The sequence below is a fragment of the Deinococcus aestuarii genome, assembly GCF_018863415.1.
In the GTDB taxonomy this organism is placed as follows: domain Bacteria; phylum Deinococcota; class Deinococci; order Deinococcales; family Deinococcaceae; genus Deinococcus; species Deinococcus aestuarii.
Genome location: NZ_JAHKSN010000002.1, coordinates 461,446 through 479,226 on the forward strand (window position 1 = coordinate 461,446; position 17,781 = coordinate 479,226).

Annotated in this window: 17 protein-coding genes; 11 read left to right on the plus strand and 6 right to left on the minus strand. The window is 71.9% G+C overall.

Annotated elements, in window-relative coordinates:
- The first annotated feature begins 64 nt into the window (after positions 1 to 64).
- On the plus strand, positions 65 to 508 hold the full coding sequence (locus IC605_RS05435; RefSeq protein ID WP_216320018.1) for a 23S rRNA (pseudouridine(1915)-N(3))-methyltransferase RlmH: 444 nt from the start codon (positions 65 to 67) through the stop codon (positions 506 to 508).
- A gap of 52 nt (positions 509 to 560) precedes the next feature.
- On the opposite strand, the gene IC605_RS05440 is transcribed toward IC605_RS05435, so the two are convergent.
- Positions 561 to 980 carry a hypothetical protein gene (locus IC605_RS05440; protein WP_246580384.1) on the minus strand — a complete coding sequence of 140 codons (420 nt, stop codon included), beginning with the start codon at positions 978 to 980 and terminating at the stop codon, positions 561 to 563.
- 136 nt (positions 981 to 1,116) lie between these two features.
- Complete coding sequence (locus IC605_RS05445; protein ID WP_216320023.1) at positions 1,117 to 4,032, minus strand: insulinase family protein; 2,916 nt, start codon at positions 4,030 to 4,032, stop codon at positions 1,117 to 1,119.
- Between the two features lie 123 nt (positions 4,033 to 4,155).
- Between IC605_RS05445 and IC605_RS05450 the strand changes: the two genes are divergently transcribed.
- The 5 genes from IC605_RS05450 to IC605_RS05470 all read left to right on the plus strand — a co-directional run bounded on the left by IC605_RS05450 (position 4,156) and on the right by IC605_RS05470 (position 7,643).
- Positions 4,156 to 5,046: an Ig domain-containing protein gene (locus IC605_RS05450; RefSeq protein WP_246580385.1), complete on the plus strand. Its 891-nt coding sequence runs from the start codon at positions 4,156 to 4,158 to the stop codon at positions 5,044 to 5,046.
- A complete protein-coding gene (locus IC605_RS05455; protein ID WP_216320026.1) occupies positions 5,043 to 6,008 on the plus strand; it encodes a hypothetical protein in 966 nt (321 codons plus the stop codon). Before IC605_RS05450 ends, IC605_RS05455 begins: the two co-directional genes overlap by 4 nt.
- Complete coding sequence (locus IC605_RS05460; protein WP_216320029.1) at positions 6,005 to 6,538, plus strand: hypothetical protein; 534 nt, start codon at positions 6,005 to 6,007, stop codon at positions 6,536 to 6,538. The genes IC605_RS05455 and IC605_RS05460 overlap by 4 nt, the downstream gene beginning before the upstream one ends.
- A gap of 329 nt (positions 6,539 to 6,867) precedes the next feature.
- A complete protein-coding gene (locus IC605_RS05465) occupies positions 6,868 to 7,089 on the plus strand; it encodes an RNA-binding S4 domain-containing protein (protein ID WP_216320032.1) in 222 nt (73 codons plus the stop codon).
- Positions 7,083 to 7,643: a DUF1684 domain-containing protein gene (locus tag IC605_RS05470; RefSeq protein WP_216320337.1), complete on the plus strand. Its 561-nt coding sequence runs from the start codon at positions 7,083 to 7,085 to the stop codon at positions 7,641 to 7,643. The genes IC605_RS05465 and IC605_RS05470 overlap by 7 nt, the downstream gene beginning before the upstream one ends.
- A gap of 92 nt (positions 7,644 to 7,735) precedes the next feature.
- Here IC605_RS05470 and lepB read toward each other — a convergent pair whose 3' ends face one another.
- Positions 7,736 to 8,353: a signal peptidase I gene (lepB, locus tag IC605_RS05475; RefSeq protein ID WP_216320035.1), complete on the minus strand. Its 618-nt coding sequence runs from the start codon at positions 8,351 to 8,353 to the stop codon at positions 7,736 to 7,738.
- A gap of 102 nt (positions 8,354 to 8,455) precedes the next feature.
- On the opposite strand from lepB, the gene IC605_RS05480 reads away from it, so the two are divergent.
- Positions 8,456 to 8,788 carry an FKBP-type peptidyl-prolyl cis-trans isomerase gene (locus tag IC605_RS05480; protein WP_216320039.1) on the plus strand — a complete coding sequence of 111 codons (333 nt, stop codon included), beginning with the start codon at positions 8,456 to 8,458 and terminating at the stop codon, positions 8,786 to 8,788.
- 223 nt (positions 8,789 to 9,011) lie between these two features.
- Here IC605_RS05480 and IC605_RS05485 read toward each other — a convergent pair whose 3' ends face one another.
- Entirely contained in the window at positions 9,012 to 9,227 is a 216-nt protein-coding gene (locus tag IC605_RS05485; RefSeq protein WP_102127698.1) for a hypothetical protein, read from the minus strand.
- A 194-nt stretch (positions 9,228 to 9,421) separates the two neighbouring features.
- Here IC605_RS05485 and IC605_RS05490 point away from each other — a divergent pair, with 194 nt between their 5' ends.
- From IC605_RS05490 to IC605_RS05500, 3 genes are all read left to right on the plus strand, one after another.
- Positions 9,422 to 11,464: a beta-galactosidase gene (locus tag IC605_RS05490; protein WP_216320042.1), complete on the plus strand. Its 2,043-nt coding sequence runs from the start codon at positions 9,422 to 9,424 to the stop codon at positions 11,462 to 11,464.
- 21 nt (positions 11,465 to 11,485) lie between these two features.
- The gene (gene galT / locus IC605_RS05495; protein WP_216320045.1) at positions 11,486 to 12,583 is read left to right on the plus strand and encodes a galactose-1-phosphate uridylyltransferase; all 1,098 of its coding nucleotides are present in this window, start codon (positions 11,486 to 11,488) and stop codon (positions 12,581 to 12,583) included.
- Positions 12,584 to 12,651: 68 nt separating this feature from the next.
- Positions 12,652 to 13,602, plus strand: coding sequence for a nucleoside hydrolase (locus tag IC605_RS05500; RefSeq protein ID WP_343216513.1), 951 nt, complete (start codon positions 12,652 to 12,654; stop codon positions 13,600 to 13,602).
- On the opposite strand, the gene IC605_RS05505 is transcribed toward IC605_RS05500, so the two are convergent.
- Together IC605_RS05505 and IC605_RS05510 are read right to left on the minus strand one after the other, a co-directional pair.
- The gene (locus IC605_RS05505; protein WP_216320048.1) at positions 13,599 to 14,087 is read right to left on the minus strand and encodes a P-loop nucleotide/nucleoside kinase family protein; all 489 of its coding nucleotides are present in this window, start codon (positions 14,085 to 14,087) and stop codon (positions 13,599 to 13,601) included. The genes IC605_RS05500 and IC605_RS05505 overlap by 4 nt on opposite strands.
- The gene (locus IC605_RS05510) at positions 14,074 to 14,526 is read right to left on the minus strand and encodes a M67 family metallopeptidase (RefSeq protein ID WP_425514219.1); all 453 of its coding nucleotides are present in this window, start codon (positions 14,524 to 14,526) and stop codon (positions 14,074 to 14,076) included. The genes IC605_RS05505 and IC605_RS05510 overlap by 14 nt, the downstream gene beginning before the upstream one ends.
- Before the next feature lie 71 nt (positions 14,527 to 14,597).
- On the opposite strand from IC605_RS05510, the gene IC605_RS05515 reads away from it, so the two are divergent.
- On the plus strand, positions 14,598 to 17,651 hold the full coding sequence (locus IC605_RS05515) for a DNA translocase FtsK (protein WP_216320051.1): 3,054 nt from the start codon (positions 14,598 to 14,600) through the stop codon (positions 17,649 to 17,651).
- Positions 17,652 to 17,781: the final 130 nt, after the last annotated feature.

Below are 17,781 nucleotides of genomic sequence, written 5' to 3' on the forward strand. Positions count from 1 at the left end.
CGGGCAGGGGGACCAGGCGGCCTTGATCTCTCATTTTCCGTGGCCCTCCCCTATCCTGCCCCCCATGCGCCTGCACCTCATCACGGTGGGAGAGCCCCGCCTCGCCTACGCCCGCGCCGGGTGGGACGAGTACGAGCGGCGGCTGCGGCGGTATCACAAGGTGACGCTCACCCGCGTGACGGGCAAGACCCAGGCCCAGGAGTCCGAGGCCACCCTGCGGGCGGCGGGGCGCGCTCCCCTGGTCCTCCTCGACCCGCGCGGGCGCCAGTACACCAGCGAGGGCCTGAGCGCCTACCTCGACGCCCAGGCCCTCGGCGGGGTCGGCGAACTCGCCTTCGCCATCGGCGGCCCGGAGGGGCACACGGAGAGCCTGCGGGCCTCGGCCCACGCCCTCTGGAGCCTCTCCCAACTGACCCTGCCGCACGACCTGGCAATGGTGGTGATGGTGGAGGCCCTCTACCGGGCGGCGACGATCAGCGCGGGGGAGCCGTACCACCGGGGGGGGTGAGTGGGAAACGGTCCGTGGGAAAAGATCGAGACCATCACCCACTCACCCTCCTTCAGAACCGCAGCAGCAACCCCGCCCGGTACACGTTCCGTCCCCCGAAGCTCCCCTCCGCGAAGCCCGAGAAGGGGCCGGGCAGGCCGAAGCGGGCGCCAAGGGTGGTCTGAAAGCCCGCGCCGCCCCCGTTCAATGGCAGGGCCAGCCCCACCCCGGCGTAGGGGCGCAGCAGGAGCAGGTTCGCGCTGACGAGCGCGTCCGCGCCCACCCGGGTCTCGCCCCCCCCCGTGAACGAGCGGTCGAAGGTGCCGCGCAGTTCCGCCTGGACCGGGCCGAAGCCCGCCACCCGGGCGTAGGCCCCGAGATGCAGCCCGAAGCCGCCTCCCCCGGCCAACCCGGCCTGCACCCCGAACGATTCCGCCCCCGCCACCCCCGCCGAGAGGGCCGTCAGCGCCACCACTGTTCTCCGTCGTCGCATGGGCCCAGTGTCCGCACGCGTCATGTGAGGGAAATGTGAGGAGGCGTGTGGCTCGCCGCCTGTGGGGAAAAGCAGAAGGGTGGGAGGCACGGCGGCAGCTCTCACCCTTCTCTTTCTACAAGCGACAGGCCACGAGCTACACGCCCCGCACCTCGAAGTGCAGCCCCAGCGCCTCCGTCTCGGGGTTCGGGTCGTGACCCGCGACGAGGGCGTACCCGGCGTTCTCAGGCGTGAGATGCGCGTCCATCGCGCGCTTCAGGTCGTCCAGGGTCACCCGCAGCAGCCGAGTCTTGTACGCCTCCTGCACCTCGGGGGTGTACCCGGCCTGGTCGCCGTAGAAGCGCAGGCGGCCCACGGTGTCCGGGCTCGTCAGGGGGTCGAGGGTCTTGCTGGCCCCCAGGATCGCCTCCGTGACCTCGCGCTCGCCGAGTTCCGTGTCGAGGAACGGCCGGGCGTCCCGGAAGACCTCGTACGTGCGGGTGATGTGGGGGTCGCGGTAGCTCGACATGGTGAACACGCCGCCCCGCGCGTCGAAGCCCGCCCCGCCGCCGTACGCGCCGCCCTTCTCGCGGATTTCCTTGAGCAGATACTCGCTCCGCAGCAGCCGGGAGAGGACGAGCAGCGCCGGGCTGTCCGGGTGCGTGTACGGCACCGTCCGGAAGGCGACCGCGTTGAAGGCGACCGGGGAGTCCGCCGTGCGCGCCTGGGGACCGCCAGAGAGGAGGCTGGGCGCGGGGTGGCCGACCGGGGCGTCTCCCCCGAACTCGCCCGTCACCGCCGTCAGGTCGAGCCCGAGGTCCGTCTCTGTCGCGGTGAGGCAGAGCAACGGCTTCCCGGCCAGGATCAGCTCGCGGAGGCGGGCGAAGCGTTCGAGCAGCGCGTCTACCTCGTCCCCCTCGACGATCTGCTTCAGGGTGACGAGGGCGGTCAGGCCGCTCAGACGCTCCTCGATGCTCCCGGCGGGGCTGACCTGCGCGCTCGCCAGGCGTTCGGCGTAGGCGCTGCCCGCGTTGACCACGCTGGCCTTGAGCCCGGCGAGGCGCTGCTTGAGGAGTTGCGTCAGCCGCTCGCGGTCGAACTCGGGGGCGGCGATCACGTCGCGGAGGACGAGGGCGAGCGCGTCCCCGTTGCGGGCCAGAGCCTTGCCGCTGAAGGTCAGCGAGAGGCGCAGGTCGTCGAGGCTGTCCGGCTTGCCGCCCACGCCGACACTCGCGCTGATCCCGCCCGTGACGGCCTCGATGCGCCGCGCGAGGGTCACGTAGTCCTGGCCCGCGGCCCCGCTGCGGGTGACCGCGAAGGCGTACAGGGGCAGGGTGTCCAGCAGATCGTCGGGAAGGTCGGGCAAGCGCACCTGCACGTCGAGGTAGGTCAGGCCCCCGGTGGGCTGCGGCACACGACCGACCAAGGCTCGACCCTGCTCCTCGGTCGTGTACGGCGGGCGGGCGACGGTGGGCGGCACGTCGGACAGGCCCAGGGTGGGAAGCACGTTCGGGTCGCTCTCCTGCGCCTGGAGGGACTGGAGTTGCAGACTCTCGCGGACGATGCGGGCGCGGTCCTCCTCGGTGAAGCCCGCGCTCAGCCGCCCCACGAGTTCGCGCTCGGCCTGCTCGGTGCGCGCGGCGAGGTCGGGGTCGGGCGCGAGGACGAGGGTCACGCGGTGGGGGTTGTCGAGGAGCCCCTGCTGGATCATCGTCTCGAACACGCGCCCCTGGGCGAGGTCCGTCCGCAGGCTCTCCAGCTCGGCGTCCAGCCGCAGTCCGGTCACCGGGTCGCCGCCGTAGAGCCAAGGCCCCAGAAGGCGGAACATGACTTGCAGGCCGTAGGGGGTCCCGGCGTTCGACACCTCCCGCTGCCCGATCTCGAACTGGTGGAGGCTGCTCTCGATCAGCGCGGGGTCGATGCCGTCCCGCACGATGCCCGTCAGCGTGTCGAGCACGAGCGACTGCACCTCGCCCGCCTTCCCGGCGCCCACCCCCTTGAGACCGACCGCGAAGGCCCCCTCCCGGAAGTTGTCGCGGTAACCGGAGAGGTCGGCCAGGGCGCTTCCCAGCCCCGACTCGATCAGCGGGCGGGTGAGGGGAGCGGCGGGGTTGCCGAGCAACACGTCCGAAAGAACGCTCCAGCGCAGGTTGAGGTCGGGGTCGGTCGAGTGGCCGAGCTTCCAGGCCACGCTGACCTGACCGCCGCGCTCCACGTCGGTGCCGGGGTAGGTTACGTCCACCCGGCGCGGCCCCTCGAAGGCGGGCTGGTCGGGGATGCTCACGTCGAGGGTCTGCGGCGAGAAGCGCGACAGGACGTGCGTCTCGATCTCGTCCAGCACCCGGCGGAGGTCCACCCGCCCATACGTGTAGAAAAAGGCGTTGCTGGGGTGGTAGTGCGCCGCGTGGAAATTCCGCAGGCCCTCGTAGGTGAGGTCCGGGATGTCCTCGGGCGAGCCGCCGGAGTTGTTCGCGTAGGTGAGGTCGGGGTAGAGCGCCTTGCCGAATGCGCGGTACATCACCGAGCCGGGGGCCGCCATCGCCCCCTTCATCTCGTTGTAGACGACGCCCTGGAGCCGCAGCGGCGTACTCGGGTCGTCGGGCGTGTCGAACTCGAAGCGGTGGCCGTCCTGACGGAAGCTCTCGTACCGCAGCAGGGGGAAGAAGGTGGCGTCGAGGTAGACGGAGAGGAGGTTGTAGAAGTCCTGCTCGTTGCGGGTGGAGAAGGGGTAGGTCGTCCAGTCGCTCGCCGTCATCGCGTTCATGAAGGTGTTCAGCGAGCGCGGGATCATGGCGAAGAAGGGGTCGGGCACCGGGTAGCGCTGAGACCCCATCAGCACGACGTGTTCGAGGATGTGCGCCACGCCGGTCGAGTCTTTCGGCACGGTGGGAAAGGTCACCCCGAAGGCGAGGTTGTCGTCGTCGCGGGCCACGTGGGCGTGGCGGGCGCCCAACTCATGCCGCAGCAGCACGAGGGTGCCCTGCATCTCGGGTAGATTTTCCACCCGTTCCACCACGAAGCGCCCCAGCCGCTCGCCGGGAGTGGGGAGGGCGGGCAAGGTTCCGGTTGTCATGCGGGGAAGTTTACCGCCCGTCCATCCCACAGACAGCGCGGACGGCACGAAGGAGCGGGGGTCCCCACCCCCCCACCCATCGCCGCGCCGGGAGGCTCATGAAAGGCCGCTACACTACCCGCCATGAGACAGCTCGCCCTCCGCCGGGCCCTGCCCGCGTGCGCGCTGCTGACGAGTGGGATGCTGCTCGTCGCCTGCGGCAGCACGACCTCCACCTCGACGACCACCGGCACGTCGAGTACGAGTGATCCCCTCTACTTCACGACGACCAGCCTGCCCGTCGCGTACCTCGCCGAGACCTACGACGCCCCGGTGGGCGTGGCGGGCGGGGCGGGGCCGTACTCGCTGCGGGTGGGCTCGGGGACACTGCCCCCCGGTCTCACCCTGCGCGGCGGGCGCCTGGGCGGCACGCCGACGAAGGCGGGGACGTACACCTTCGCGGTGGAGGCGGCGGACGCCAACCTCAGCACCAAGGTCCAGACGTACACCCTGAACATCGGCGAGCTGCCCCCGCTGGCCCTGAAACCCCAGCTTCCGGGCGGGGAGATTCGCGGCGAGACGCGCATCCCGCTCAACATCACGGCGCCGCGCACGGTGCGGGCCGCGCGGATGACGTGGGACCTGCCCGAGGGCGTGGCCGTCACCCGCGTGCAACCCGCCGAGGGCGGCGGCGTCCTGTTCTGGAAGCAGTCGGGCCGTACCCTGACCGTGGACGTGGGGTTCAAGAACGTGCCGCGGAGCGGAGCGCGGGTGGCCTTGGTGAGCGTGAAGCCGCCCAGGGCCGTGACCCTCGACGCGGGCCGCTTCGCCTTCGAGGCACGTGACGGCACGGGCAAGGTGCTCGCCACCTCGGGCGGGACGGCTCCGGCTCCGGGCGCCGCCCCCTCCACGGGCACGACGACCACGCCCGGCACCAGCGGGACCTCCACGTCCACCTCGACCGGGACCCAGACCACGCCGGGCACCTCGACCACGACGAGCCCCGGCACGTCCCAGAGCGGGGGCCAGCCGTGAGGCGTGCCCTGACCCTGCTCGCCGCCCTCGCGCTGGGGGCCGCACCGCTCACCGCCCACGCGACGACCGCCCCCACCCTGACCCTGACCCAGCAGGCGCGGAAGGCAGACGTGATCGTGCGCGCCACCCTCGGTACGCCCACCAACGTGACCGAAGGCGAGGCGACCTGGGTCACCTACCCCCTGACGGTGACCGAGACCGTCGCCGGGGACCCCGCCACCCTGCCGCAGCGGGAGGGCCGGCCCGTGCTGTACGTGCTCTCGGGGTTGGAGGATGTGCCCGAGTTGCGCGCCGGGCAGGAGGCCTTCCTGCTCCTCTACAGCAGGTGGATGGACAATCCCATCGTGGGCTTCGCGCAGGGCGTCTACCCAATTGTGAACGGCAGGGTCACGCGGTCCGGCGAGGCAGAGGGCACGGGCACCGGGGCTTCGACGGCCTCTAGCACCACGCCATCCGGCTCTGCGACGACCACATCCGGTGCAGGGACGACGCCTTCCACGGTGGGCGGCACCCCGACCTCCAGCACGGGTACGGCGACCTCACCCACGGCACCCGGCTCCGTGACCTCCACGACGGGCGGCACCCCAACCACCGCCTCCAGCACGACGCCTGCTGCTTCCGGCACGGCGACCACAGCGCCCGGCACGTCCACCTCCGGCACCGCGACGGCCACGACACCCGGTACTACATCCTCGACGACCACCCCTGGCGCAGCCAGTCCCACGGCGGGCGGCGCGACAACTTCCAGCACGGCGACGGGCACCACCCCTTCCGCGACTGTCTCCGCTCCGGGCGCGACTACCCCCAACTCCACCGCTGGCAGCACGCCGACGACGACCACCCCGGCTTCCGGCGCCACCTCGCCCGCGGCCACCACTCCCCCCGTGAACGACCCGAACGCCATTCCCAGCGACCCGGCCCGTTTCCGTGACGCCCTGCGTGCCGCCCGGGAGGGGAGATGAGACACGCGCTGCTGCTGGCCCTCGCCCTCGCCGCCGGGGGGGTGCAGGCCGCCTCCGTCAAGCTGCGGCCCCAGGGCGCCGAACTCACCAAGGCCGTGCAGGACGCGCTCGCGGCGCTGAGCACCCGGGAGAGCCCCGTCACGCTCGACACCAGCGGCGGTCCCCTCATCACCGTGGGGGGCAGCGGCCCGACCGCCGGGGTGGCCTTCAACCCGGACGTGGTGGCCCGCACCGTCAGCGTGGGGGGCGTGCGCCGCATCGAACTCAACCCGCAGGGGCCGCTGCCGCTGGCGCAGGCGATCCGCTCGGCCCTCACCGACGAATTCGGGCTGAGTGCGTGGACGCCCGACGCCGCCCGCACCCGCCTGAGCGGCGCCGACCTCAACGGCGACGGAAAGATCGACCTCACCGACCTCGCCCTGTTGATGAACAACTACGGCAAGACGGGCGCGACGGTGGGCGACCTCAACCAGGACCGCCGGGTGGACGACGCGGACGTGCGGCTGTTCGCGTCGCAGTACAAGCCCTGACGGAGGAGCGAAGGTTCGAAGGGGTGCTGGAAGCCGCCTTTCTCATCACGGGGCGGGGTTGGGTGCTGGCCGTCAAGGTCAGGCAATGGTCGGGGGAGCTTCGTGTGGGTGACGGCTTGAGCATCATGAGACCGGGCACTTCACCGGAGGCTTGCCACATCGCTGGCTATCCCCAGTACCCACGAAGATTTCCTCCGGAACCGGAACCATCCCTGGCCTTTCTCATTCGTGATTGGACCCCCGACACTTCTCCTCAAGAGTGGGTCGGCGCGACCGTCTCCCTCGCGCCGGAGCCCACGCCCTGACCCACCCCCTGCTACCCTTTCCCCATGAACGACGACGCACGGCCCGCCCCCGAGGAGCGCGACACCATCGATCTCCAGGACTTCCTCAAGCTGCGCGGCATGGTCGAGACGGGCGGCGAGGCGAAGTTCCGGGTGCAGGGCGGCGAGGTGCGGCTCAACGGCGCCATCGAGACGCGGCGGCGCAAGAAGCTGCGGCGCGGGGACATCGTGGAGTACGCGGGTGAGCGCGTGCGGGTGGACTGGTGACGGCGGGGGAGGCGCACGCGCGGGCGCTGGCCGACTTCCGCCGCCGCAAGGACGAGCACTTCGCCTCGGGGCGTGGGCCGATCACGGGGGCGGAGCTGGCGGGCTTCCGGGGCCTGAGCTACTATCCGCCCGACCCGGCCTGGGCCCTCACCGCTCCGGCCCTGCGGGCCGACGGCGCCGAGGTCACCCTCGGCACGAACACGGGCGAGACGCGCGTCATGGCCCGCTTCGGCACGGCGACGGCGGACCTGCCCGGCGGGCCGCACACCTTCACCCTCTACGCCCCTCCCGGCGAGAACTTCCCGGAGCGGGTCTTCGTCCCCTTCCGCGACGCGACGAGCGGGCCGGAGACGTACGGGGCCGGGCGCTACCTCGACGCGCCGCTCGTCCGGGCGCCGGAGGGTGAGGGAATGCTCGTCCATCTCGACTTCAACCTCGCCTATCACCCGTACTGCGCCTACGGGGAGGGCTGGACCTGTCCGCTGCCCCCGCGCGAGAACTGGGTGGACCAGCCCGTGCCCGCCGGGGAGCGGCTGCCGGGCGTGGAGGCCTGAAGCGGTTGCGGAAGAAGTGTCACCCTGAAGGCCGTGAAGGGTCTCGTCCGGCATGTTGGTGACAGCGTTCTTGTGTGGGACGCTCTCAGGCCTCAGCGGTGCACCAGCCCGGGATTCGGCCACAGCCGCAGGTTGACGGGTCCGGCGGCGTCGGTGAGCGAGACGGGGCCGTAGGCGCGGGAATCCAGACTCTCGCCGATGAGGCGGTTGTCGCCCAGCACCCACACCCTGCCGGGCGGCACGCGCAGGGCGGGCTGATCGGAGAGCACGCCGTCGTTGACGTAACTCTCGGCTACTGCTTGCCCGTTCACGACCACCTGCCCGTCCGTGATGGCGACCCTATCGCCGGGCAGGCCCAGCACGCGCTTGATGTTGTAGGGGCGGTGCCGGATGCCCCACACCGTTTCGTAGCTGTAGGGGCTGTCCGCCGGAGCCTTGAAGATGAGGAGGTCGCCGCGCTGTGGGTAAGACGTGGGCAGGCCCCAGGCCTCCAGCCAGCGCGGGTACTTGAGGAGCAGGAGCAGGTCGCCGTCGCGCAGGGTCGGGTTCATGCTGTCGCCGTCCACCCGGGCAAAGGTCGCCACGAAGGTCGTGAAGACCCACACCGGCAGCAGCGCTCCGAGCACCCAGACCCGCCAGAAGGCCCGCAACTCACCGAGCAGATCGCCGCCCGGGGACCGGCGGGAGGGAACGGGCGTCACGCGGGGCATCCTAGCAGCGGGGCCGACAGGGGGACGGGGCGGCAGTCACCCTCCTTCACGCCCGCTTCAGAGTCCGGGACGGGGGGAGGGTGGGGGCTTACGCTGGTCGGCATGACCCAGCAGGAACTGATCGTCGAGAAGTACCAGGAGGGCAACGGCACGCCCGCCTCACCGGGCAAGACCGTCCGCGTCCACTACACGGGCACGCTGCCCGACGGGCGCAAGTTCGACTCCAGCCGCGACCGGGGTGAGCCCATCGAGTTCCCGCTCGGCGTCGGCTACGTCATCCCCGGCTGGGATCAGGGCATCGCGCAGCTCCGGGTGGGGGACAAGGCGCGGCTGACTATTCCCCCGCACCTCGGGTACGGGGCGGCGGGCGTTCCAGGCGTGATCCCGCCGAACTCCACCCTGATCTTCGACGTGGAACTCGTGGACGTGCGCTGAGGCGGGGGCTGCCAGCGGCCAGCTTCCAGACGCCAGCTTTTAGGGCAAAGCGCAAAAATGTCGTCCTGCCGACTTGCAGGGCTGCGCAGCAGAGCGCGAGCGGAGCATCCCCGAACTGGGGGACCCTCCGCTCAGGGTGACGGGTCTTGTGAGCCCCGCCCCAGGGCGATAAGAACGCCCCACCCCGGCAATGGGGTGGGGCGTTCTTGTTTCTGCTCGCCGTTCAGCCGCCGCCCGTGCCCACGTCGTCGTCGCCGACGTTGTTGCCCTGCCCGTCGATGAGGCCCGCCTCCTCCATGCTCAGCTCCGTCGTGCCGGGGCTGTCCTGCACGACGCCGGACTGGGGGGTGGGGGACTTCGTGGCGCTCTCGGAATCGGTGCTGCGCTGGGCCTGGGGGGCGCCCGCGCCCATCTGCTCGTCGTCGCTGCGTCCGGTCATGGGGGGAAGCGTAGGCGTGCCCGAGGGGGGCCGCGTGTGCCGGGCGTGAAGCGGGGTTCACGGCGCCCAATTGACGCTCCGCCGCCTATCCCCCTAAGCTCCCCGCAAAGAAGGAAGATGGTGAGGTCCCTCACGATGGTTGCCGTCACGGGTCTTCCTTCGTTCTCCCGCCCCTCTCCCGACAGGACCCCACCATGACCCCACCCGTCGCCTCCACCCCCCCTCACCTCCTGCTGGGCTCGTGCGACTACCCCGAGCATGTGCCGCGTGACCGCTGGGAGACGTACGCCCGGCAGCAGCGCGACCTCGGCCTGACCTTCGTGCGCCTCGCCGAGTTCGCCTGGAGCCGCATCGAGCCCCGCCCCGGCGAGTTCGACTGGGCGTGGCTGGACGAGGCGGTGGAGGCGTACCACGCCGCCGGACTGCGGGTGGTGCTGTGTACCCCGACCGCGACCCCGCCCGCGTGGCTGATCCGGTCGCACCCCGAAATCCTGCCGTACGACGAGGAGGGCCGGGTCCGGGAGTTCGGCTCACGGCGGCACTACGACTTCGCCTCGCCCGTGTACCGGGAACACTCGCGGCGCATCACCCGGGCCATCGCGGAGCGGTACGGCAACCACCCGGCGGTCGTCGGCTGGCAGACCGACAACGAGTTCGCCTGCCACAACACCGGGAGGAGCTACGGCGGGGCGAGCGCGGCGGCCTTTCCCGGCTGGCTGCGGGAGAGGTACGGCACGCTGGAGGCGCTGAACGAGGCGTGGGGCAACGTCTTCTGGAGCATGGAGTACGACGACTGGGCGCAGATGAAGCCACCCATCCTGACCGTGACGGAGGCGAACCCCGCCCACATCCTCGATTTCTTCCGCTTCGCCTCCGACCAGATCGCCAGCTTCCAGCGAGAGCAGGTCGAGATTTTGCGCGAACGCTCGCCGGGGCGCTTCGTCACCCACAACTTCATGATCTTCGAGAGCGGCTTCGACCACTATGACGTGGCGCGGGGGCTCGACTTCGCCACCTGGGACAACTACCCGACCGGGATGCTGGAATTCTTCGCGGGGCGCATGGTGGGCGAGGACGCCAAACTCCGCTTCGCCCGCACCGGGCACCCCGATCTGGTGGGGTGGAACCACGACGTCTACCGGGGGCTGCTGAGGGGAGCGGGAAGGCTGGGCCGCGAGGGCGAGGGCACCCCGAGCGGCTTCTGGGTGATGGAGCAGCAGTGCGGGCAGGTGAACTGGGCCCCTTTCAACCCCCTCCCCGCCGACGGGGCCGTTGCCCTTTGGACGGCCCAGGCGTGGGCGCACGGGGCCGACGTGGTGAGCTACTTCCGCTGGCGGGCTGCCCCGATGGCCCAGGAAGTCCTGCACTCGGGCCTCCTCCGGCACGACGAGACGCCGGACCGGGGCTACGAGGAAGTGAGGGCGCTCGATCAAAACCTCTTCCCCGTCGGCGAGGTGCCTGCCCGGGTCGCTCTCCTCCACGACTACGAGAGCCTGTGGCTGTATGACGTGCAACCCCACAGCGCCAGCCTGAGCTACTGGGCGCAGACGGTGACGTATTACCGGGCGCTGCGTTCCCTCGGGGTGGACGTGGACATCCTGCACCCGGACGCGGATCTGAGCGGGTACGCGGTCGTCGTGGCCCCGGCGATCACGCTGGCGACCGAGGAACGGGCGGCCCGCTGGTGGACGGCGACGGAGGGCGGCGCCCGGCTGGTCTGCGGACCCCGCACGGGCTTCCGCACGGTGAGCGGGCAGACGTGGGCGCAGGGGCAACCGGGACCGCTCACGGAGCTGCTCGGCGTGAGGCTCCTGCAATTCGACTCGCTGCGGCCCGGCCTGACGCAGAGAATGGCGGGGCCGGACGGAGAGTTCGAGGCCCACGCCTGGGCGGAGAGCTACCGGCTGACGGGGGCAGAGGCCATGTTCACCTACGTCGGCGGCCCGCAGGACGGCCTGCCCGCCGTCACCCGGCAGGGCCGCGCGACCGTCATCGGCGCCCACTCCGAGGCCCTGATCCGCGCCGTGCTGCGGGGCGTGCTGGCCGAGGCGGGGGTCGAGATGGTGGACCTCCCAGACGGGGTGCGCCTCAGCCGCCGGGCGGGCGTGACGCTCGTGCAGAACTGGAACCCGGAGGCGGTGGAGTGGGAGGGCCGGACGCTCGCGCCCGTGAGCTTCGAGGTCGTGGAGACGCCGACCCCGCCGAGTGACGATTCCCGCCCGGCGCAGGTAGGGTAGGCCCATGAACGCGGAGCGACCATGACCCAGCCCTCCCCCACCTTCCACGCCGAGGCCTTCGAGAAGCCCGACGGGCGCGAGCTGACCCTCTACGGCCTGGAACCCGTGCGGGTCGAGTCCGAGATTCCCACCCCCGGCGACCCGGTGCAGGCCCGCCCGGTGATGCGCTGGCACCCCCTGCGCTCCGAGTGGGTGATGTACGCCGCCCACCGCCTCAACCGCACCTTCCTGCCCCCGCCCGACTACAACCCGCTCGCCCCGATCCGGGAGGGAGGCCACCCCACCGAGCTGCCGCGCGGCGTGTACGACCTCGCCGTCTTCGAGAACCGCTTCCCCAGCCTGACCCTCGACGCGCCCGAGCCTGAACCCGTCCCCGACGTGGTGGTGCGGGCGGGCGTGGGCCGCTGCGAGGTCGTCGTTTTCAGCCAGAGCCCGGAAGGCCGCCTCGCCGACCTGACGCCCGAGCAGATGACCCTGCTGATCGAGGTCTGGGCCGACCGCACCACCCGCCTCGCGGCGACGGGCAAGATCAGGAGCGTTCTCGCCTTCGAGAACCGGGGGGTCGAGGTCGGGGTGACCCTGCACCACCCGCACGGGCAGATTTACGCCTACGACCACATCCCGCCCGTGCAGGCGCGGCTGCTCGACTCGGCCCAGGGCTACATGGGGAAGAACGGGCGCCCCTGGCTCGCCGACTTCGTAGCCGGGGAGCGGGAGGCCGGGCTGCGGGTCCTCCACGACGAGGGCGCGGCCCTGAGCGTCGTGCCGCCCTTCGCCCGCTACACCTACGAGACGTGGGTGCTGCCCACCCGCCCCGTCGCCCTGCTGAGCGAGCTGAGCGCGGAGGAGAAGGCCGCCTTCGCCCGGACGCTCAAAGACGCCCTGCTGCGGCTCGACGCCCTCTTCGGGGTGCGGATGCCGTACCTGCTGACCGTCCACCAGGGCCCGGTGGGAGGTGAGCCTCACCCCGAGTTCCCCCTCCACATCGAGATTTACCCCTACCTGCGCGCCCCGGGCCGGATGAAGTACCTCGCCGGGACCGAGCAGGGGGCGGGCGAGTTCGCCAACGACAAGCTGCCGGAGGCGGCGGCGGCAGAGTTGCGAAACCTGACGGTTTAGCCGGGAAGAACCTGCCGGGAGGTCGTCCGTGTTGCGGCGCGGGCGGCCTCACTTCTTACAATGCGCGGGTGACCTCTGCCCCTGCCCTGCCCTGCCCCGTCATCCTCGACGGCGACCCCGGCCTCGACGACGCCATCGCCTGGCTGCTCGCGCTGGCGAGCCCGGAGGAGGTGCGGGTCCTGGGCGTCACGACCGTCCACGGCAACGTCGGCCTGCCCCTCACCACCCGCAACGCCGGGGTGACGCTGGCGCTGGCGGGGGCAGACGTGCCCGTGTACGCCGGGGCGGACCGCCCGCTCGTCCGTTCCCCCCTGACGGCGGCGGCGGTCCACGGGGACAGCGGTCTCCCCGCCGCCGACCTCCCGGAACCGCTCCGGGCGCCCGAGGCCGAACACGCGGTGGACTTCATCGTCCGCACGGCGCGCGAACGGCCCAGCGAGGTCACGCTCGTCGCCACCGGGCCGCTGACGAACGTGGCGCTCGCCTTCCGGCTGGCTCCCGAGCTGCCCGGCCTGCTGCGCGAGGTCGTGTGGATGGGTGGAAGCACCGCCGGAGGCAACCGCACCCCGTCCGCCGAATTCAATGCCCTCGCCGACCCGCACGCCGTCCACATCGTGCTCGGCTCTGGCGTGCCACTGCGGATGTTCGGCCTGAACGTCACCATGCAGGTCATTGCCACCCCGGATCGCCTGGACGCCCTGCGCGCGCTGGGCAACCGGGCGGGGGCTGTGAGCGCCGAACTCCTCACCTTCTACGCCGGGGTGTACCGCGAGCGCTACGGCCTGAGCGGCGGCGCCCTCCACGACCCCGTGGCGGTGGCCGCCGTGCTGCGCCCGGAGCTGTTCGAGATGAAGCCCATGTCCGTGGGGGTCGAGCTTCAGGAGGGCCTGAACTTCGGGCGGACGGTGTGCGACCTGTACGGGGTGACCCGGCAGCCCGTGAACGCCGAGGTCGCCGTGGGGGTGGATGACGAGGGGGTGTTCGGCCTGCTGCTGGAGCGGTTGGGCAGGCTGCCCTAATCCGAGACGTAGACGGCTTCCTCGTCCGGGTCGAGAGGCTCGAAGCGGGCACGAAACGTCCGGAAAGTCTCGTCGCTGATCGGCAGGGCGCCGGGCTGAGCGTTCCGCACCCGCACCCGCCTCAAAGCCTCCCCGCCAGGCAAGGTCAGGGCGTACAGGGTGAGGGGCACCCCGAGCGCGGCGGCCTTCGCGCGCAGGGCGTCCCGGTCGGCTCGCCCCCAAAAGCCGTGGTCGAGGATGACGGGCACGCCGAGGTCGAGGGCGCGCGTCCACTGGGCTTCAATCACAGCCATCACCCGGGCGAAAGCGGGCGGGAACTCCTCGGCGTTCAGGTCGGGGCCGTACAGGGCGACCAGCCACTCGTCGGGCGAGAAGCGCAGCCCCGGGAGGGTGCGCTCCAGCCGCCGGGCAAAGGTGGTCTTGCCGCTCCCGATAAAGCCATGCAGGGCGTGGATACCTGGAGCGGCGCGGTCAGAGCCCGGCACGGATCGGCACCCCCTCCCCCCCCGGCAGCCGGTACGCGGCCAGGGTGCGGGTCGTCAGGTCGGCGATGACGTACGGCACCGGGTACGCGGCGAGCCGGAGGTCGGTGGGGCTGGGCGAGGCCGGGCCGCGCGGGTGGCTGTGGTACAGCGCGACCAGCGTCAGGCCGCCCGCGTGCATGGCCCGCAGCGCCCGCAAGAGGTGGCCGGGGTCGGCGAGGTAGTTGCGCTCCGGCTCGGCGGCGATGTTGGGCAGGGGGTAGAGGGCGACCGCCTCCGCCTCCCCGTCTCGGGCGTGGCCGCCGAGCGCCCCGACGCACTCGCGGGGGGCCTCGCGCCCGGCGTGCTCCCACAGGGCGTGCGCGAGCGGCGGGGGGAGGATCAGGGCCACCCGGGCATTATCGGGCCGGGGCGGGGGCGCGGCGATGGTGCCCTGGTCCACAGAGCTTCCGATCCCAAAAACGCCCGCTGGGCGCGGCGGCGGGAAGTCTCCGGTGGGTTACAATTCTGTCCATGGCGAAGGCTCGTGCAAAAAGCGCTCCTCCCGCGAACCGCTTTGACGGAGAGGCGCTGGGGCTGGTGCTGTTCGCGCTGGGAATCTTCCTGGCGGTCACGCTGACCCTGCCCCAGATCGCGGAGGGCGGGTTCATGACACAGGCGCACGCGGCGCTCACCGGGTGGCTGGGGTGGGGGGCCTACCTCCTGCCCGTGGTGCCCATCGCGTACGGGGTGCTGGTGTTCCTGGGACGGGACCTGAAGGGGCTCACCCGCCGGGTGCTCGGCGGGGTGGTCGTGGTGGCCTCCCTCCTCGCGCTGCACGAGGTCTTCTCCCCCGGCGCGGCGGGCGAGGGGGCGGCATGGCTGATGGGTCCGCTGGTCAGCGCCCTGGGCTACGCGGCGGCCCTCTTCCCGCTCGTGACGCTGACCCTGGGTTTGGAGGTCATGCTGCGGCTGCGGCCCCTCACGCTGCTCAAGGCCCTGTTCCGGCGCCTGAGCGTGCTGCTGGGCGGCGCGACCACCCGGGTGCAGGGGGTTATCGAGACCCGGCAGGAGGGGCGCGAGGCGGCGCGGGCGCGGGCGGGCGTGCGGCAGGGGCTGGCGGCCCAGGCCCGCGACGTGGAGGCCCTGCGCCGCCTCTACCCCGAGGCCCGCGAGCTCGGCACGCTCGACGAGGAGGTCCGCTCGGCCCGCCGCGAGGTGCGCGGGCTCGACGAGTCCGGCCTGAAGGGCATGGAGGGCGAGCTGGGAAGGTGGCGCGAGAGCCTGGGCACCTTCGCCCGGGGCGCCGCCCGCGACCTGCGCGAGGCCGTCTCCCGCGAGGCCCCCGACGCGGGCGCCCAGGCCGAGGCCGTGGCGAACGAGGTCCGGGGGGGCAGGCACGAGCTGAGCATCGAACTCCCCAGCACCCTGGCGAGCGGCGCCCTGGAACGCCTGCGCCGCAACATGGTCGCCGACCTGCACCGGCTGGCGGGACGGGCCGGAAAGCTGGAGCGCGAGCGTCAGGCGGCCCTCAAGACCCTCGCCAAGGCGGACGCGGCCACCCTGACCCGTGAACTTCCCGCGCACCGCGAGCGCGAGCGGGCGTGGCGCGACCTCGCCGAGGACTTCACCGCGTGGCGGGAGCGCGAGCGGCACTACCCCGGCTGGCCCGACCTCGCGGCGGCCTTCGACCGCGCCCCGACGGAGATCGCCGCCACCCTCGCCGAGGCGCTGGCCGGGGACCCCGACGGCACCCTGAGGGCCCAGGAGGAGTGGCGGGGCCGCCTCGCCCGCGCCCAGGAGGAGGCGCTGGAGCGGGTGCAGTTGATGGCGGTGGGCTCCGCCGAGACCCCGGCCCTCGACTTCGACTTCACGGGGGAGACCCCCGTGCGGGGGGGCACGGTGAACCTCAGCGAGGAAAAGCAGCGGGCCCCCCTCTCCCCTCCCCCGTCCACCACCGTCATCGGCGCCATGCCCCCCCGCCCCTCCGAGCCGCTGCTGGGCGGGGCGGGCGTGCAGGCGAGCGCCCCCCCCCGCCGCGCCGCCCAGGCCACGCTGGAGGAGCCGGAGGAGGAGAGCGACGCCCCCTGGGAGAGCGCCAAGCCCGAACGCCGCCGCCCCTCGCAGGGGGCGGTGGACCTCGCCCTCCCCGGCCACGAGCTGCTCGACCCCCTGCCCGTGGGCACGGTGAACCCGGCGCAGCTCGATGTGGCGGCGCGGCAGCGGGCGGCGGTGATCGACCAGACGCTGCGGCACTTCGGCCTCCAGGCGAGGGTGGTGGACTTCGCGCGGGGTCCGACGGTCACCCGCTACGAGATCGAGCCCGCCCCCGGCGAGAAGATCAGCCGCATCGCCTCGCTGTCGAACGACCTCGCCCGGGCGCTGGCGGTCGGCGGGGTGCGCGTCGAGGCCCCGGTCCCCGGCAAGAGCGTGATCGGCTTGGAGGTCCCCAACACCGAGCGTGAGCCCGTGACCTTCCACCAGGCGGCAGCTTCCTCCACCTTCCGGGGCACGCGCGCCAAGCTCCCGATCATCCTGGGCAAGAGCATCGACGGCGAGCTGATGGTCGGCGACCTCGCCAAGATGCCGCACCTATTGATCGCGGGCTCGACGGGCTCGGGCAAGTCGGTGTGCGTGAACACGTTGATCACCTCGCTGCTGTACCGCTACCTGCCGACCGAGCTGCGCTTCCTGATGGTGGACCCCAAGATGGTCGAGCTGACCCCCTACGACGGCATCCCCCACCTCGTGCGGCCCGTGGTGACGAACCCGATGGACGCGGCGGGCGTGCTGCTCGGCGCCGTGGCGCACATGGAGCGGCGCTACAAGATGATGAGTCAGGTCGGCGCGAAGAACTTGGAGCAGTACAACGCGAAGATGCGCCAGGTCGGCGACCCGGAACTTCCCCAGCTCGTGATCATCATCGACGAGCTGGCCGACCTGATGATCACCTCGCCCAAGGAGGTCGAGTCGGCGATCATGCGCCTGGCGCAGATGGCGCGCGCGACGGGGATGCACCTCGTCCTGGCGACCCAGCGCCCCAGCGTGGACATCCTGACTTCCCTGATCAAGGTGAACGTGCCCGCGCGCGTCGCCTTCGCGGTGAGTTCCAGCCACGACTCGCGCACGATCCTCGACGCGGTGGGCGCCGAGCGGCTGACCGGCATGGGCGACATGCTGTTCTACCAGCCCGGATTGATCAAGCCCCTGCGTCTCCAGGGCCCCTACATCTCCGAGGTGGAATCGGCACGCGTCACCGACGAATTGCGGCGCCAGGTCTTCGACGACGTGTTCGTGGAGGAGTACGGGGCGGACTTCGACGGCACCGTCTCGGCGAGCGGCCCCACGACCGACAAGGCGAACATGGACTTTTCCGACCCCCACCTGCGCCAGGCCGCGTTGATCTGCATTGAGGAGGGGCAGGGCAGCGTCTCGCGCCTACAACGCCGCCTTTCGGTGGGCCACGCCCGGGCGGGCAAGCTGATGGACATGCTGGAGGCGATGGGCATCGTCTCCAAGCACCAGGGCAGCAAGCCGCGCGAGGTGCTGATCACCGAGGCCGACTTGCCCGAGTATTTCGGTCGGTAGGGCGACGGGTGCCGGGAGGGCGGGGAGGGAACGGGCTTCCCCGCCCTCCTCCTGTGCCCTTCCCCGGCGGTGCCGGAGGCCAGCGGCGCGCATGAACCTCGCGTGAGGACTCGGCAAAACGGTGCGGGAA

Coding starts and splice junctions, on each gene's coding strand:
- IC605_RS05435 (WP_216320018.1), top strand. CDS start 65: ATGCGCCTGCACCTCATCACGGTGGGAGAGCCCCGCCTCGCCTACGCC.
- IC605_RS05440 (WP_246580384.1), bottom strand. CDS start 980: ATGCGACGACGGAGAACAGTGGTGGCGCTGACGGCCCTCTCGGCGGGG.
- IC605_RS05445 (WP_216320023.1), bottom strand. CDS start 4,032: ATGACAACCGGAACCTTGCCCGCCCTCCCCACTCCCGGCGAGCGGCTG.
- IC605_RS05450 (WP_246580385.1), top strand. CDS start 4,156: ATGAGACAGCTCGCCCTCCGCCGGGCCCTGCCCGCGTGCGCGCTGCTG.
- IC605_RS05460 (WP_216320029.1), top strand. CDS start 6,005: ATGAGACACGCGCTGCTGCTGGCCCTCGCCCTCGCCGCCGGGGGGGTG.
- IC605_RS05465 (WP_216320032.1), top strand. CDS start 6,868: ATGAACGACGACGCACGGCCCGCCCCCGAGGAGCGCGACACCATCGAT.
- lepB (WP_216320035.1), bottom strand. CDS start 8,353: ATGCCCCGCGTGACGCCCGTTCCCTCCCGCCGGTCCCCGGGCGGCGAT.
- IC605_RS05480 (WP_216320039.1), top strand. CDS start 8,456: ATGACCCAGCAGGAACTGATCGTCGAGAAGTACCAGGAGGGCAACGGC.
- IC605_RS05485 (WP_102127698.1), bottom strand. CDS start 9,227: ATGACCGGACGCAGCGACGACGAGCAGATGGGCGCGGGCGCCCCCCAG.
- IC605_RS05490 (WP_216320042.1), top strand. CDS start 9,422: ATGACCCCACCCGTCGCCTCCACCCCCCCTCACCTCCTGCTGGGCTCG.
- galT (WP_216320045.1), top strand. CDS start 11,486: ATGACCCAGCCCTCCCCCACCTTCCACGCCGAGGCCTTCGAGAAGCCC.
- IC605_RS05515 (WP_216320051.1), top strand. CDS start 14,598: ATGGCGAAGGCTCGTGCAAAAAGCGCTCCTCCCGCGAACCGCTTTGAC.